The organism is Myxococcus sp. CA023 (genome assembly GCF_010998615.1).
In the GTDB taxonomy this organism is placed as follows: domain Bacteria; phylum Myxococcota; class Myxococcia; order Myxococcales; family Myxococcaceae; genus Myxococcus.
Genome location: NZ_JAAEAH010000001.1, coordinates 101,669 through 119,483, shown reverse-complemented (window position 1 = coordinate 119,483; position 17,815 = coordinate 101,669). Strand labels below are relative to the sequence as shown.

The following is a 17,815-nucleotide window of genomic DNA, read 5'->3' as shown; positions in this document are numbered from 1 at the left end:
CCACATGGATGCTTGGTGCGACCTCCGGTTGCAGGGCAATTTGCGTGTCCCACTCCGTGTCCACGCACACCACCAGCTCGCCACCCGCGGCTACCTCGTCCGCCAGCTTCTCCTGCGCCACCAGCAATGCGACACCGGCCTCCGCCTTCATCCACGCCAGTCGCTCCAGCGGATAGCTGGCATCCAGCGGCACGTACACGCCCCCTGCCTTCAGGATGCCCAGCACGCTCACCACCAATTCCAGCGAGCGCTCCACGCACAGCCCCACACGCACCTCGGGCCCAACGCCCATCCCCCTCAGGTGATGTGCCAGCTGGTTCGCACGCCGGTTCAACTCCGCATACGTCAACCGCCGGTCCTCGTACTCCACCGCCACCGCATCCGGCGTCCGCTGAACCTGCTGCTCAAAGAGGGCACTCAGGCTGGCGTCGCGCGGATACGTCGAAGCCGTCCCGCTCCATTCCTTCACAAGTCGATGCTGCTCCTCACCGCCCATCAGCGACAGCTCGGCCAGCCGCTTCTCCGGCCCTGCGATAGCCGTCTCCAGCAGGGTCCGCAGATGATGGAGCAGCCGGCGCACCGTCTCTGCTTCGAACAGATCGGTGTTGTAGTTCGCCGCCACCACCACGCCGTCCTGCACTTCCTCCACCACCAGGGAGAGGTCGAACTTCGACGTCCGCCCCTCCGACTCCACACCGGAGAGCCTCAAGCCATCTCCGAGCTTCACCTCCGTCACGGGCGTGTTCTGCAGCGTCAGCGTCACCTGGAACAACGGACTCCGGCTCAGGTCACGCTCGGGCTGAAGCTCCTCCACCAGCTTCTCGAACGGTACGTCCTGGTGCGCATACGCACCCAATGTCACCTCCCGCACCTGAGCGATCAGCTCACGGAAGGTTGATGCCGGGGACACCTTCGTCCGCAGCACCAACATGTTCGCGAAGAAGCCGATCAGCCCCTCCGTCTCGCCTTGCGCGCGCCCCGCGACGGGAGCCCCCACGCACACGTCCTCCTGCCCCGCGTACTTGGACAGCACCCACTGGTACGCAGCCAGCAACACCATGAACGGCGTCGCACCTTCACGACGGCCGAGCGCCTCCATGTCGCGCCAGAGCGCCTTCGGCCACACCTCGTGCCGCAAAGCTCCGCCATACGTCTGAACGGTGGGCCTCGCCTTGTCGGTCGGCAGCTCCAGTGCCGCGGGCGCCCCTTCCAGATGTTGCTTCCAGTATCCGAGCTGCGCCTCCAACACCTCGCCCTTCAGCCACTCCCGCTGCCACACCGCGTAGTCCGGGTACTGCACCACCAGTTCCGGCAAGGGTGATGGACGGCCCTGGGAGAACGCCTCGTACAGCGCCGCGACCTCTCGCACGAGGACACCCATGGACCAGCCGTCGGACACGATGTGGTGCATCATCAGCACCAACACGTGCTCCCGCTCTCCGAGCCGAAGCAGCATGGTCCGCAGCAAGGGTCCCTTCGCCAGATCGAACGGCCGCAGCGCCTCGTCGTCCGCTCGGCGCTGTGCCTCCTGCTCCACGTCAGGGAGCCCGCTCAGGTCCTCGACCGTGAACACCACCTGTCCCACAGGCGCGATGACCTGCACGGGCGTCCCACCGTCGGCGCGGAATGTCGTCCGCAAGGACTCATGGCGACGAACGAGCGCGTCGAAGCTGCGTTCCAGTGCGGCCACGTCGAGCGGCCCCGACACCTTCACCACCGCCGGCACGTTGTAGAAGACACTCCCCGGCGCGAGCTGCTCCAGGAACCACAAGCGCTGCTGCGCGAACGACAGCGGCAGGACGCTCGTCAGTCCCGCCCGAGGCTTCAACGGAGGCGCAGCGAAGCCCGCCCCGGCGCGCACCCAACGGTCCACCCGCTCGGCGAGCGCGGCCACCGTGGGTGCCTCGAAGAGATCTCTCAGGGGCAGCTCGACACCGAAGGCGCCACGGATGCGGGAGATGGCCTGCGTCGCCAGCAACGAGTGCCCTCCCAGCTCGAAGAAACCACTGTGGATCCCCACACGGTCGAGCCCCAGCACCTCGGAGAACAGCCCCGCCACCAGTTCTTCCGTGGCCGTGCGTGGCGCGACAAAAGCCTCGGCATTCACGGACTGGAAGTCAGGCGCCGGCAGCGCCTTGCGGTCCACCTTGCCGTTGGGCGTCAGCGGCAGTGCCTCCAGCACCACCAGGGCCTTCGGAACCATGTAGTCAGGCAGCGTATGGCCCAGGAAGTCACGAAGCGCGTCGACCTCCAGTGTGTGGCCCGGCTTCGGCACGGCGTAGCCCACCAGGCGCTTGCCATCTGTCCCGCTCTCGTGGGCCACCACGACCGACTCACGCACCGAGGGGTGCCGCTCCAGCGCCGCCTCCACCTCGCCCAGCTCCACGCGGTAGCCGCGAACCTTGAGCTGGTCATCCGTGCGGCCCAGGAACTCCACCCGGCCATCCGCGAGCAGCCGTGCCCGGTCTCCCGTCCGGTACATCCGCGCACCCGGATCATCCGAGTACGCGTCCGGCACGAAGCGCTCGGCCGTCAGGCCCGCCCGGCCCAGATAGCCGCGGCCCACGGTCCTTCCACCAATGCACAGCTCTCCCGGAATGCCCACGGGTACCGGGCGCAGGTATGCATCCAGCACGTAGACGCGCGCGTTGGGAATGGGCCGCCCCAGCGGCACCGACGCCGACACACGCCCCTGAGGCCCACGCTCCACCTGGAGCGTGAGCACACCCACGGTCGTCTCGGAGGGCCCGTAGTGGTTGAACACCACCAGGTCCGGCGACAGTTCGTGCACCCGGTCCATCAGCGCCCAGTCCGAGACATCACCGCCCAGCACCAGACGCTGGCGCGGCAACACCCGCTCGGGCTTCCCGGAGGCCAGGAGCGCCTGCAAGTGAGCGGGGACGATCTTCAGGCAGTCCACGGCCTCGCGCTCGAAGAGCGCGGCCAGGGCCGACGGGTCCGACGCGCATTCACGAGACACGAGATGCAGCGCGCCGCCTTGGCAGAGCGTGGGGAAGACAGCGGTGTGGCCCAGGTCCGCCGCCAGCGTGGACACGGAAGCAAACGAGGCGCCTTCCGGCAGGTCCAGCCGGCGCGAGACGCCTTCTACGTAATGAACCAGCTGCCGGTGCTCGATGGCCACGCCCTTCGGCCGCCCCGTGGAGCCAGAGGTGAAGATGACGTAGGCAAGGTTCTCCGGCGCCGCCGAGGGCTCCGGGTTGCGCTCGCTCCGTTCCAATAGAGAAGATGCGTCCGCATCCAGACGGACCACCCCGCCCGCGTCCCAGCGCAGGACCTCCGCCAGGGCCGCCTGCGTGACCAGCACCTGGGCACCCGCGTCCGCGAGCGCACTTCGAATGCGCTCGACCGGGAACGTGACGTCCAGCGGTACATAGGCCCCACCCGCCTTGAGAATGCCCCACAGGCCCACCACCGCACACGCGGATCGGTCCAGGTACAAGCCCACCGGAACATCCGGACCGACGCCCAGCGAACGCAGGTGGTGCGCCAGTTGATTGGCCCGCCGATTCAGCGCCTCGTAGGTCAGCCGCGAGTCTTCGGCGACGACCGCGATCGCTTCAGGCGTCTTCGCGGCCTGAGCCTCGAAGAGGGCCTGGATGGTGTTGGGAACGAAGTCGCTGCGGGTGTCGTTCCACTCCACGAGCAACCGGTGCTGCTCCACTGCGCCCAGCAACGGCAGCTCACCCAACCGAGCATCCGGCGTCTGGACCGCGGCCTCCAGCAACACGCGCAGATGGCCCGTCAGCCGGTCCATCGTCTCGGGCTCGAAGAGGTCGCTGTTGTATACGGCGCTGACCGACAACCCCTGCGGCGTCTCGGTCAGCTCCAGGGTGAGGTCGAACTTCGACGTGCGCGAGTCACCATCCATTCCCGCCAGCGTCAGGCCCGGCAGGTGCAGCTCCACGGTGGGCGTGTTCTGCAGGATGAACATCACCTGGAAGAGCGGGCTGCGGCTCAAGTCGCGGTCCGGCTTGAGTTCCTCCACCAATCGCTCGAAGGGGATGTCCTGATGCGCATACGCGCCGAGCGTCCGTTCGCGAACCTGAGCCAACAGCTCCCGGAACGTGGGGTTCCCATCGAGTCGAGCACGAAGAACGAGCGTGTTGACGAAGAAGCCAATCAGCCCCTCCGTCTCGGCCCGGGTGCGGTTGGCGATGGGCGAGCCCACGCAGAGGTCATCCTGCCCTGAGTAGCGCGACAGCACCGTCTGGAACGCCGCGAGCAGCACCATGAACGGCGTGGCGCCTTCACGGTGCGCGAGCACCTTGACCGACTCCCACAGATCGCGCGGCCACTGCACATCCCGGTTGGCGCCACGGAAGGTCTGCACCGCGGGACGCGGCTTGTCCGTGGGCAGTTCCAGTGCCTGCGAGGCCCCTTGAAGCTGCTCCTTCCACCAGGCGAGCTGTGACTCCAGAACCTCTCCCTGAAGCCACTCGCGCTGCCACACCGCGTAGTCCGCGTACTGGAGCGGAAGCTCCGGCAGGGGTGACGACAGGCCCTGCGAGCACGCCTCATACAACGCGGCGACCTCGCGGACGAGCACTCCCATGGACCAGCCGTCCGACACGATGTGGTGCATCACCAGCACCAGCACGTGCTCCGGCTCGGACAGCTTCAGCAATACCGTGCGCAGCAACGGGCCGCGCGCCAGGTTGAACGGAAGCGCTGCCTCTTGGGCGATCAGGCGTTGGACTTCCGAGGCCCGTTCAGCCTCGGACAGGTCGCTCAGGTCCACCACTCGCAGCTGGACCTCCGACTCCTCGGCGATGATCTGAGCCGGCTCACCACCGCTGCTCTGGAAGGTCGTGCGCAGCGACTCATGCCGAAGCACCAGCGCCTTGAAGGCTTGCTCCAGCGCGTCCACCCGCACCGTCCCCGTCAGCTTCACTGCGATAGGGATGTTGTAGGACGAGCTGCCCGGCTCCAGCTGGTCGAGGAACCACAGCCGCTGCTGCGCGAACGACAGGGGCAGCGACCCGGTTCGTTCAATTCGCGTCGGCGGCGGAACATGAAGCACCTGCGTGCCGTTCGGTTCCATCTCGAGCCGCTGGGCGAGCTTCTCTACCGTGGGCGCCTCAAAGACGTCCCGTAGAGGCAACTCGACGTGGAAGGCTTCGCGAACGCGCGACACCAACTGCGTGGCCAGCAGCGAGTGTCCGCCCAACTCGAAGAAGTCTCCGTCCAGTCCGACGCGCTCGACGTTCAGCACCTCGGCGAAGATGGACGCCAGCTTCTGCTCAGTCGCCGTGCGAGGCGCCTCGAAGTGCGACGTCTTCGGGCCTTGTGCATCTGGAGCGGGCAGCGCCTTGCGGTCCACCTTGCCGTTCGGAGTCAGCGGCAGCGACTCCAGCACCACGTACGCCGACGGAACCATGTACTCCGGTAGCCGCTGCTTCACGTGGCTTCGCAGTGCACCCGCGTCCAGTGTGGCCCCTTCCTGCGCCGTCACGTAGGCCACCAACCGCTTGCCTTCGCCTCCATGCTCCCGCGCCACGACCACGGCTTCGTTGACACCACTGTGCTGGGCCAGCGCCGCTTCCACTTCGCCCAGCTCAATGCGGTAACCGCGCACCTTCACCTGCGTGTCCGCGCGGCCCAGGAACTCCAGCGTCCCGCTCCCCAGCCACCGCACCACGTCCCCCGTACGGTACAGCCGCTCTCCTTCGCCGTACGGATTCGGTACGAAGCGCTCCGCAGTCAGCTCCGGGCGTCCCACGTACCCCACTGCCAGGCCGTCTCCGCCCACGTACAGCTCACCCGGAACGCCCACAGGCACTGGACGCATTGCCCCGTCCAGCACGTAAGCCACGGTGTTCTTCACCGGCCGGCCGATAGACACCGAGGCGCCTACTTCCTCCGGCCTCTCCATCCGGTACGTGCTGGAGAACGTCGTGTTCTCCGTCGGGCCATACCCGTTGATGAGCACACCGCCCGCTGCCAGCCGCTCCTTCACACGGGACACTGGCAGCGCGTCACCACCTGCCAGCAACTGGCGGACGCTGGCCAAGGCCTTCGGCTGCCGCGCCTGCATCTGCTCGAAGAGCGCTGCCGTCAGCCACAGCGACGTCACGCCAGAAGACTCCAGCTTCCGGCCCAGCTCCTCCAACGTCGGCGTCCCCGCCGGGTACACCACCAACTTCGCGCCGTGCAGCAGCGCGCCCCACACCTCCAACGTCGATGCGTCGAAGGAGATGGGTGCCAGTTGCAGCCACACCTCCTCTGGCCCGAAGTGCGCGAAGTCCGTCCCCAGCACCAGGCGAGACACTGCTCGGTGCGGCACGCCTACGCCCTTCGGCTTCCCCGTGCTTCCCGACGTGAACATCACGTACGCCAGGTTGCCCCCACCCACATGAGTGCTCGGTGCGACCTCCGGTTGCAGGGCAATCTGCGTGTCCCACTCCGTGTCCACGCACACCACCAGCTCGCCACCCGCGGCCACCTCGTCCGCCAGCTCCTCCTGCGCCACCAGCACCGCAACGCCCGCCTCTTGCTTCATCCACGCCAGACGCTCCAGCGGATAGCTGGCATCCAGCGGCACGTACACGCCTCCCGCCTTCAGGATGCCCAGCACGCTCACCACCAGCTCCAGTGAGCGCTCCACGCACAGCCCCACCCGCACCTCGGGCCCAACGCCCATCCCCCTCAGGTGATGTGCCAACTGGTTCGCACGCCGGTTCAACTCCGCGTACGTCAGCCGCTGGTCCTCGTACTCCACCGCCACCGCGTCCGGCGTCCGCTGAACCTGCTGCTCGAAGAGGGCACTCAGGCTGGCGTCGCGCGGATACGTCGAAGCCGTCCCGCTCCACTCCTTCACCAGCTGCTGCCGCTCTTCACTCCCCATCAACGGCAGCTCGGCCAGCCGCTGCTCCGGCGCGGCGACGGCGGCTTCCAGGAACACCCGCAGGTGCCCCAACAGCCGTTCCATCGTCGCTGCTTCGAACAGGTCGCTGTTGTAGTTCACCGCCACGGAAAACCCGTGCGGCACCTCTTCCGCGAGCAGCGACAAATCGAACTTCGAGGTCTTCTCCTCGGCGTCGACGCCCTTCAGCGTCAGCTCCCGCAGTTGGACCTCGGAGAAAGGCGTGTTCTGCAGCGTCAGCGTCACCTGGAACAGCGGGCTCCGGCTCAGGTCACGCTCGGGCTGAAGCTCCTCCACCAGCTTCTCGAACGGCACGTCCTGGTGCGCATACGCACCCAGCGTCACCTCCCGCACCTGAGCGAGCAGCTCCCGGAAGCTCGACACAGGGGAGACCTTCGTCCGTAGCACCAACGTGTTGACGAAGAAGCCAATCAACCCCTCCGTCTCTTCACGCGTGCGGCCCGCGATGGGCGATCCCACGCTCACGTCGTCCTGGCCCGAGTAGCGCGACAGCACCGTCTGGAAAGCCGCGAGCAGCACCATGAACGGCGTCGCACCTTCCCGACGGCCGAGTGCCTTCACTGCAGCCCATAGCTCGGAGGGCCAGAGCGCCTCCTGCATGCTCCCGCGGAATGTCTGCATCACCGGGCGAGGCTTGTCCGTGGGCAACGCCAACGCACTCGGCGCCCCAGCGAGCTGCTGTCGCCAGTATTCGAGCTGCGCCTCCAACACGTCGTCTGCCAGCCACTCGTGCTGCCAGACAGCGTAATCGCCGTACTGGAGCGGAAGGTCCGGCAACGGGGAGCGCTGTCCCTGGGACAGCGCCTCGTAGAGCGCGGCCACATCGCGCACGAGGATGCCCATGGACCATTCGTCCGACACGATGTGGTGCATCACCAGCACCAGCACGTGCTCCCGCTTCCGCAGATGAAGCAACGTGGCCCGCAGCAACGGCCCCTTCTTCAGGTCGAAGGGCCGCTGGGCCTCCTCTTCGGCCCAGCGCTTCGCAGCGGCATCGCGCTCGGTGTCATCCAGCGCATCCAGGGACACCACAGCAAAGGCGAGCGTCGGCTCGGCCGAGATGACCTGCACCGGGGTCCCACCGTCGGCTCGGAAGGTCGTCCGCAGGGCCTCATGGCGGCGCACCAGCTCCTCGAAGCTCCACTCCAGCGCGCTCGGGTCCAGCGGGCCCGTCAACTTCACCACCGCGGACACGTTGTAGAACGCACTCCCCGGCTGGAGCTGATCCAGGAACCACAGCCGCTGCTGCGCGAATGACAAGGGCAGCTCACGTGCGCGAGGCGCCGCCGGGCTCCGAACCATCGGCATCTCGGCCCCAGACCGCTTCGCCAAATCGATGCGACGCGCCAACTCCGCCACCGTGGGCGCCTCGAACAACTCCCGCAGCGCGAGTTCCACCCGGAAGGCCGAACGCACCCGCGAGACGAGCTGTGTCGCGAGGAGCGAGTGGCCCCCCAGCTCGAAGAACCCGTCGTGGATGCCCACGCGCTCCACGCCCAGCACCCTGCTGAAGAAGCCGCACAGCAGCTCTTCCGTCGGGGTGCGTGGTGCGACGTGCTGTCGCTCGCTGACGTCCACGTCGGGTGCGGGCAGCGCCTTGCGGTCCACCTTTCCGCTGGGGAGCAGCGGCAGCGACTCCAGGACCACGAACCACGAGGGCACCATGGCCGGAGGCAGACGCTCCACCAGGAAGGCCCGCAGCGCTGTGGCATCCACCGCCCCTGACGCATCGCCTGGCACCACGTAGGCCACGAGCCGCGTCTCATTCGAAACGTCCTTCCGCGACACCACCACGGCGACGTGGACGGCCGGGTGCTCCGCAAGCACCGCCTCCACCTCGCCGGGTTCGACGCGGTAACCCCGCACCTTCACCTGCGTGTCCACGCGACCCAGGAACTCCAGCGAGCCCCCCGAGCGCCACCGCACCTGGTCACCCGTGCGGTAGAGCCGGGCACCCGGCGTACGTCCCAAGGCGTCCGGCGCGAAACGCTCCGCCGTCAGATCTGGCCGGCCCACGTACCCGCGAGCCAGGCCATCTCCACCGACGAAGAGTTCACCCGGGACGCCCACTGGGACCGGCTGGCCCTGTGCATCCAGGACGTATGCCTGGGTGTTCGCGATTGGTCGGCCAATGGGCGCGAAGGGGCCTTCGCCCAGGTCGCCTCCCAGCCAGGCCGTGGCATCGACCGTGGTCTCGGTCGGTCCGTACGCATTGATGATGATCGTGGACGGCAACCGCTCCCGGGCCTGATGAACGAGTTCCACCGGCAGCGCCTCGCCCCCAGAGACCAGAACCCTCAGGCCCGCGGCTCGCGCCACACCTTCGTGCGCCAACAGGACGCGAAGCTGCGACGGAACCAACTGGAGCACCGTGACCTGCAGGCGTTCCAACGCGGCCAGCAGCACCTCGGTGTCGCTCTCGGCATCAGGCGGTGCGATGACCAGCCGAGCACCAGAGACCAGCGTGGCCAGCAGCTCGGGCACCGAGGCGTCGAAGCCAGCAGAAGCCTTCTGCAACACCCGGTCTCCCGTGCCCAGCTTCAACGCAGCGATGAACCACGCCGTGTGCCGCGCCAATGCGCGGTGGGAGACGAGCACGCCCTTCGGACGTCCCGTGGACCCCGAGGTGAAGAGGACGTAGGCGGCGTTGTCCGCCACCGCGCTCGCATCCCAAGTCCCAGCGGCGACTGACCCAAGGTCATCCTCGAGCAACACCACGGGCATCAAGGTCGCGGGCGTCAGGTCTCGCAACGCCCTCTGGGTGAGGAGTACCGCGGGCGCCGCGTCCTCCAGGATGCGCGCCAGCCGCTCACGGGGAGCGTCCGGCTCCAGCGGCACCCAGGCACCACCGGCCTCCAGGATGGCGAGCAGTCCCACCACCAACTCCGGCGATCGGCGCGCGAAGAGGCCCACCCGGACCTCCGGGCCCACCCCCAAGCGCCGCAAATGCGCCGCCAACAAGCGACTCCGCGCCATCAGCTCCGCGAAAGTGAGCTGCCCACCCTCCCAAGCGAGCGCCACCGTTTCCGGAATGCGCGTCGCCAGGTTCGCCAACTGCATGTGCACGGGCGTATCGCGTGGATACTCCGTTGTGGTGTCGTTCCACTCCACCAGGAGCTGGTGCCGCTCTTGAGGAGAGAGCAGCGGCAGCTCGGACAAACGGCGGTCCGGGGAGGCCACGGCAGCCTCCAACAGCGTGATCCAGTGCGAGGCCATGCGCTGGACGGTGGCCATCTCGAAGAGGTCCGCGTTGTACTCGAAGACGCCGGAGAAGCCGTCCGGCAGGTCCTCCAACGCCAGCGTCAGGAAGAACTTCGCGGCGCCGATCTCCGTGTCCATCGCGCTCATCGAGAGCCCGGGAACGAGCGCCTCCGGCACCGGCGTGTTCTGCAGGGAGAACATCACCTGGAACAGCGGCGAGTGGCTGAGCGTGCGTTCCGGCTGGAGCTCTTCCACGAGCTGCTCGAATGGAACGTCCTGATGCGCGTAGGCCCCCAGCGCCGCGTCCTTCACCTCGCGAAGCAGCGTGAGGAACGGCTTCTCAGCCGACGCGCGTGCCCGCAGCGGCAGAGTGTTGACGAAGAAGCCGATGAGCCCTTCTGTCTCCGCGCGGTTACGTCCGGCGACGGGCGTTCCCACCACCAGGTCGTCCTGCCCCGAGTACCGGGCCAGCAACACCTGGAAGCCCGCCAGCAGCACCATGAACGGCGTTGCACCATGCCGCTGCGCCAGTGCCTTCACGCATGAGGACAACGCCGGTGGGATGCTCACCGGGAGATTCGCGCCTCGGAACGTCTGAACCGCGGGCAGCGGCCTGTCCGTGGGAATCGAGAGGACGTGAGGGGCTCCTTCGAGCTGCTGACGCCACCAGTCCAGTTGCCTCTGAAGCGCGCCACTCTCCAGCCATGCGCGCTGCCACGCGGAGAAGTCACCGTATTGCACGTCCAGTTCAGGCAGCGGCGACGGCTGTCCTTCGCGGAAGGCCCCGTAGAGCGCCGCGAGTTCCCGGACGATGACGCCCATGGACCACCCGTCCGAGACGATGTGGTGCATGTTCGCCAGGAGCACATGCTCCGCCTCGGAGCGCTTCAGCAATCGCGTGCGCAGCAACGGTCCGCTGGCGAGGTCGAATCCGCGGAGGGATTCCTCACGCAGCAGTCGTTCGACCTCCGCCTCGGCCGCCTCGGGCGAGAGCGACGACAGGTCCACCACCGGCAGTGCATTCACCGCCTGCTGGGAGACGATCTGTACGGGCGTCCCGCCCTCGGAGCGGAACGTCGTTCGCAGGACTTCGTGGCGCCGCACCAACTCACGAAGCGCGCGCTCCAGTGCATCGACTCGCAGAGCGCCCGAAAGCCGGATGGCCAAGGGGATGTTGTAGACGGGGCTCCCTGGCTCCAGCTGTTCGAGGAACCACAGCCGCTGCTGAGCGAACGATAGCGGCAGTGCCCCCAACCGAGGGCTCCGCTTCAGGGGCGGTGCGTGAAGGGATGAAGCCCCCGCCTGCGTTTCCTCCAGCCGGAGAGCGAGCTTCTTCACCGTCGGCGACTCGAAGACGTCCTTCAGGGGGAGTTCCACCTGGAAGGACTCGCGGACGCGTGACACCAACTGGGTGGCCAGCAGCGAGTGGCCACCCAACTCGAAGAAATCTCCGTCGAGCCCGACTCGCTCGACGTTGAGTACCTCGGTGAAAATGGACGCCAGCTTCTGCTCAGTCGCCGTTCGAGGCGCCTCGAAGTGCGCCGTCTTCGGGCCTTGTGCATCCGGTGCGGGCAGCGCCTTGCGGTCCACCTTGCCGTTCGGCGTCAGTGGCAACGACTCCAGCACCACATACGCCGACGGCACCATGTACTCCGGTAGCCGCTGCTTCACGTGGCTTCTCAGCGCGCTGGACTCCAGTTCCGCGCCCTCTTGCGCCGTCACGTAGGCCACCAACCGCTTGCCTTCGCTCCCGTCCTCCCGCGCCACCACCACGGCTTCGTTGACGCCACTGTGCTGGGCCAGCACCGCTTCCACTTCGCCCAGCTCAATGCGGTAACCGCGCACCTTCACCTGCGTGTCCGCTCGGCCCTGGAACTCCAGCGTCCCGTTCCCCAGCCACCGCACCACGTCCCCCGTGCGGTACAGCCGCTCGCCTTCACCGAACGGACTCGGCACGAAGCGTTCCGCCGTCAGCTCCGGGCGTCCCACGTACCCCACTGCCAGCCCGTCTCCGCCCACGTACAGCTCGCCCGGCACCCCCACCGGCACCGGGCGCATCCCTGCGTCCAGGACGTAAGCCACGGTGTTCTTCACCGGCCGGCCAATGGACACCGAGGCGCCTACTTCTTCCGGCCTCTCCATCCGGTACGTGCTGGAGAACGTTGTGTTCTCCGTCGGGCCATACCCGTTGATGAGCACACCGCCCGCTGCCAGCCGCTCCTTCACACGGGACACCGGCAGGGCGTCGCCACCCGCCAGCAACTGGCGGACGCTGGCCAAGGCCTTCGGCTGCCGTGCCTGCATCTGCTCGAAGAGCGCCGCTGTCAGCCACAGCGACGTCACGCCAGAAGACTCAAGCTTCCGGCCCAGCTCCTCCAATGTCGGCGTCCCCGCCGGGTACACCACCAACTTCGCGCCGTGCAGCAGCGCGCCCCACACCTCCAGCGTCGATGCGTCGAAGGAGATGGGTGCCAGTTGCAGCCACACTTCCTCCGGCCCGAAGTGCGCGAAGTCCGTCCCCTGCACCAGGCGTGACACCGCTCGGTGCGGCACGCCTACGCCCTTTGGCTTTCCTGTGCTTCCCGACGTGAACATCACGTACGCCAGGTTTCCACCGCCCACGTTGGCGCTCGAAGTGCTCACGGGCTGATGGGCAATCAGCGTGTCCCACTCCGTGTCCACGCACACCACCAACTCGCCACCCGCGGCCACCTCGTCCGCCAGCCTCTCCTGCGCCACCAGCACCGCGACGCCCGCCTCTTGCTTCATCCACGCCAGACGCTCCAGCGGATAGCTGGCATCCAGCGGCACGTACACGCCTCCCGCCTTCAGGATGCCCAGCACGCTCACCACCAGCTCCAGTGAGCGCTCCACGCACAGCCCCACCCGCACCTCGGGCCCAACGCCCATCCCCCTCAGGTGATGTGCCAACTGGTTCGCACGCCGGTTCAACTCCGCGTACGTCAGCCGCCGGTCCTCGTACTCCACCGCCACCGCGTTCGGCGTCCGCTGAACCTGCTGCTCGAAGAGGGCACTCAGGCTGGCGTCGCGCGGATACGTCGAAGCCGTCCCGCTCCACTCCTTCACCAGTCGCTGCCGCTCTTCACGGCCCATCAGTGGCAGCTCGGCCAGCCGCTGCTCCGGCGCGGCGACGGCGGCCTCCAACAGCACCTTCAAGTGTCCGAGCATCCGGTCCATCGTCCCGGCCTCGAACAGGTCGCTGTTGTAGTTGACCATCGCCACGACGCCGTCCGGCACCTCCTCTACAACCAGTGACAGATCGAACTTCGACGTCTTCTCCTCCGCCGCCAGCCCCTTGAGAGTGATGCCCCTCAACTGGACTTCGGCGGCGGGGGTGTTTTGAAGAGTCAGCGTCACCTGGAACAACGGGCTGCGGCTCAGGTCACGCTCGGGCTGGAGTTCCTCCACCAGCTTCTCGAATGACACGTCCTGGTGCGCATAGGCGCCCAGGGTCACCTCGCGGACCTGCCCCAGCAGCGCGCGGAAGCTCAGCGCGGGCGATAGCTTCGACCGCAGGACCAGCGTGTTGACGAAGAACCCAATCAGCCCCTCCGTCTCCGAGTGCGAACGCCCTGCGATGGGAGCCCCCACGCTCACGTCGTCCTGGCCCGAGTAGCGCGACAGCACCGTCTGGAACGCGGCCAGCAAGACCATGAAGGGCGTCGCGCCCTCGCGTCGGCCGAGCGACTCCACCTCTCGCCACAGCGCCTTCGACCACAGGACATGAAGGTTCGCGCCCCGGAACGTCTGCGTCGCGGGTCGCGGCTTATCCGTGGGCAGCTCCAACGCTCGCGGCGCCCCGGCAAGCTGCTTCCGCCAGTACGCGAGCTGTGACTCCAGCACCTGCCCCTTGACCCAATCGCGCTGCCACATCGCGAAGTCCGCGTACTGCACGGACAGCTCGGGCAGCTGTGCCGGCCGCCCCTGGGACAATGCCTCGTAGAGCGCGGCCACCTCCCGCACGAGGATGCCCATGGACCAGTAGTCCGACACGATGTGGTGCATCACCAGCACCAACACGTGCTCCTGCTCGGACAACTTGAGCAGCACCGTACGCAGCAAGGGCCCCTGCTCCAGGTGGAACGGCCGGCCCACTTCCGCCTCGGTCCGTGCCTTCGCCGAGGCCTCGCGTTCGCCCTCTGGCAACACGGACAGGTCCACCACCTCCAGCGGCACCTGCGTCTCCGCGGAGATGACCTGCACCGGCGAGCCACCTTCGGCGCGGAACGTGGTGCGCAGCGCCTCATGCCGGCGGACCAACGCCTCAAAGCTCCGTGCCAGCGCACCGACGTCCAGCGCCCCCGTCACGCGCACAGGCGCCCAGAGGTTGTAGGACGTATTCGCCGGGTCGAGCTGCGCCAGGAACCACAGTCGCTGCTGCGCGAACGACAACGGAGCCGTGCCGCCGCGCTCCAGCCGCTTCAGCGGAGGCGCCGGAATGCCCGCGGTCGCCACCACCCTGGAAATCCGTTCCGCGAGCGCCGCCACCGTGGCCGACTCGAAGACGTCGCGCAGCGGCAGGTCCACTCGGAAGGCTTCACGGACCCGCGCGACCAGTTGCATTGCCAGCAGCGAGTGTCCGCCCACCTCGAAGAAGTTGTCGTGCAGCCCCACCGTCTCCAGGCGCAGCACCTCTGCCCAGAAGCCCGCGAGCATCTGCTCCACGGGCGTGCGCGGCGCGACGTGCGCCTCCTTTCGAGACTCCCGCACGGCCTCCGGCGCGGGCAGCGCCTTGCGGTCCACCTTCCCGTTTGGAAGCAGCGGAAGCCGCTCCAGCACCACCACCGCCTGCGGCACCATGAATCGCGGCAGGCGCGACTCCAGGCCCGCACGCACCTCGCCGCCCTCCAGCACGCGCCCATCGCGGGGCACCACGTAGGCAACCAGCCGCTTGTCTCCAGGTGCGTCCTCGCGCACCACGACCAGCGCCTCGCGCACGCCCGGTTGCCCGAGCAACGCCGACTCCACCTCACCGGGCTCGATGCGATGACCGCGCACCTTCACCTGCGAGTCACCCCTGCCCAGGAACTCCAGTACGCCGTCCCGCCGCCATCGCGCCTTGTCGCCGGTGCGGTACAGCCGCGCCCCGTCCCCTTGCGGCGCGGGGACGAACCGCTCCGCTGTCAGTTCCGGCCGACCGAGATATCCGCGCGCCACACCTTCGCCACCGACATACAACTCGCCCACCACGCCTGCTGGCACTGGCTCCAGTTCCCCGTCGAGGACGTAGATGCTGACATTCGTCAGCGGCCGGCCAATGGCCACCTCGCGCCCGGAGTCCTCGGTGTCGGTGGTCAGGTCCACGGCCGTGGCCACCGCTGTCACTTCGGTGAGGCCGTACGTGTTCAGCAGAGGTACCGCGCGGCCCACGCGTTGCCGCCACTGCGACACCCGCGCGGGGACGGCGCGCTCGCCACCGATAACCACCCACTTCAAGCCCGAGGGCAGGCGCGCCTTGCCTTCATCCAGGCTCGCCGTCACTTCATGCCAGAAGGCCGTGGGCAGGTTGAGCTGGGTGATGCCGGCCGCTTCACACCGGGCCAGGAAGACCTCCGGGACGTCCAGCATCTCGGGCGTTCGCAGCACCAGCGTGCCGCCGCGCGTGAGGCACGGATAGATCTCCTCCGCGCTCGTATCCCAGCTGATGGACGCGAACTGGAGCACCCGGTCGCCCGGCTCCACCGGGCAGACCCGCCACTCCGCGCGAATGAAGCTCACCAGTGAGCGGTGCTGCACCACCACGCCCTTCGGCTGCCCCGTGGAGCCCGACGTGTAGAGCACGTACGCCGCGGCTTCCGGTGGCACGACGGCGGTCGGCTCGGACGTCATCCCCTCTGCGTCCGGTGCAAGCGACACCACGTCCAACCACACCCGCCCTGGTGCCTCGCCCAGCTTCTCGCGGTACTGCCGCCGTGCGACGACCACGCGGGCACCGCTGTCCTCCAGCATGTAGCCCAGCCGCTCCGCTGGGTACTCCGGGTCCAGCGGCACGTAGGCGCCACCCGCCTTGAGCACACCCAGCAACGCCGCCAGCAACTCGACCGAGCGCTCCACACACACTGCCACCCGGGACTCCAGGCCCACGCCGAGCGCTCGCAGGCGTGCCGCCACGTGGTTCGCCCGCGCGTTCAGCTCGCGATACGTCACGGACTCGCCGCCGGACACCACGGCAGTGGCGTCCGGTGTCCGCGCGACCTGCGCTTCGAACAATGCATGGGCGCAGGCGTCCGGAGGCAGGGGCTCGTTCGCGCCGTTCCACGTCTCCAGCAACCGGTGCCGCTCCTCGACCGGGAGCATCGCCAGCGTCTCCACGGGCCGGTCGGGTGACGTCACCGCCGCGTCGAGCAGCGTCTCCAGATGGCCCAGCAGTCCCTCGATGGTGGCCGCGTCGTACAACTCCGCGTTGTACATGGCCGTCAGCGCAAGGCCTTCAGGGCCTCGGGACATCATCAGGGTCAGGTCCACGTCGGTGCTCGACACATCCGCGTCGAGCACGCGCACGCCGAGCCGTTGCACTTCGCGAAGCGATGGCGGCGCGTCGATTTCCCCCAAGAGCACCTGGAACATCGGTGCGCGCGTCGGGTCCTGCTCCACGCCCAGTGCACTCAGCAGCGGTTCGAAAGGAAAATGCGCGTTCGCGAAGGCCTCCTCGGTGTCCGCCTTCGCGCGGCGCAGCAGCTCACGGTAGCCCGGCCGGCCGGAGAGGTCCGCTCGCAGGACCAGCGGCTCGGCGAAGAGGCCCACCAGCCCTTTCGTCTCCTGCCTGCCCCGGTTCGTGTGCGAGGCGCCAATGAGCAGGTCCTTCTGCCCGGTGTAACGAGAAAGCAGGACCTGGAGCCCCGCCAGCACGGCCAAGAACAACGTGGCGCCTTCGGCCTGCGCCAGCGAGTCGAGGCGTTCCACCCATGACACGGGCAACAAGGCCCTGCACTGAGCAGCCCGTCCGGTCGCGGAGCGCCGCGGGCGATCCGTGGGCAGCTCCAGTTCGTGCGGCGCGCCCTCCAACCGCTTGCGCCAGAACTCCACGTGCGCGTCGAGCGCGTCACCGCGAAGCTTGCCCCGCTGCCAGGACGCGTAGTCCCCATATTGGAGCGGCAACACAGGCAGCGGCGACGGCAGGCCCTGGGCGAAGGCGTCATAGAGCGCCACCATCTCTTGGGTGAGCACGCCCATGGACCCATGGTCGGAGATGAGGTGGTGCGCCACCACCAGGAGCACATGGCGCTCCGGAGCCACGCGCAGCAACACCCCGCGAGCCAGTGGGCCGCGGGACAGGTCGAACGGTGTTTCCAGCTCAAGCTGGATGCGCTGCCGCACGGCGGCTTCGCGCGCCGCCTCGGGGACGTCTTCCAGTCCTTCCACCGTGAACGGCAGGCGTGCTTGGGGATCGACGAACTGCACCGGTGTGCCGGAGACCTCGCCGAAGTGCGTGCGCAGCGACTCGTGGCGCCGCGCCACTTCCTGGAAGCTCCGCTCCAGCACGGCCTCATCCAGGCGGCCGGACAGCTCCAGGACCAACGGCAGGTGGTAGGCAGGCAGCCCGGGTGAGCGCTGCTCCAGGAACCACACCCGCTGCTGGGAGAACGTCAGCGGCAATGCGGGCCGGGGCTTCTTCTCCAACCGCTTCGCGAGCAGCGCGAGCTTCTCCTCGCGCGTGAGCGTGGGCTTCTTGTCCGTCTCATTCCCCAT

The 17,815-nt window shown here is 68.0% G+C and carries 1 protein-coding gene (only partly in view); it reads right to left on the bottom strand.

Annotated features, from left to right (window positions below; translation table 11 throughout):
• On the bottom strand, window positions 1–17,815 hold the start of the coding sequence (locus tag F8M74_RS00165) for a non-ribosomal peptide synthase/polyketide synthase (RefSeq protein ID WP_141252616.1). The gene continues 18,020 nt to the left of window position 1, outside the view; the window shows 17,815 of its 35,835 coding nt (coding positions 1–17,815); its start codon is at window positions 17,813–17,815; its stop codon lies off the left edge, out of view.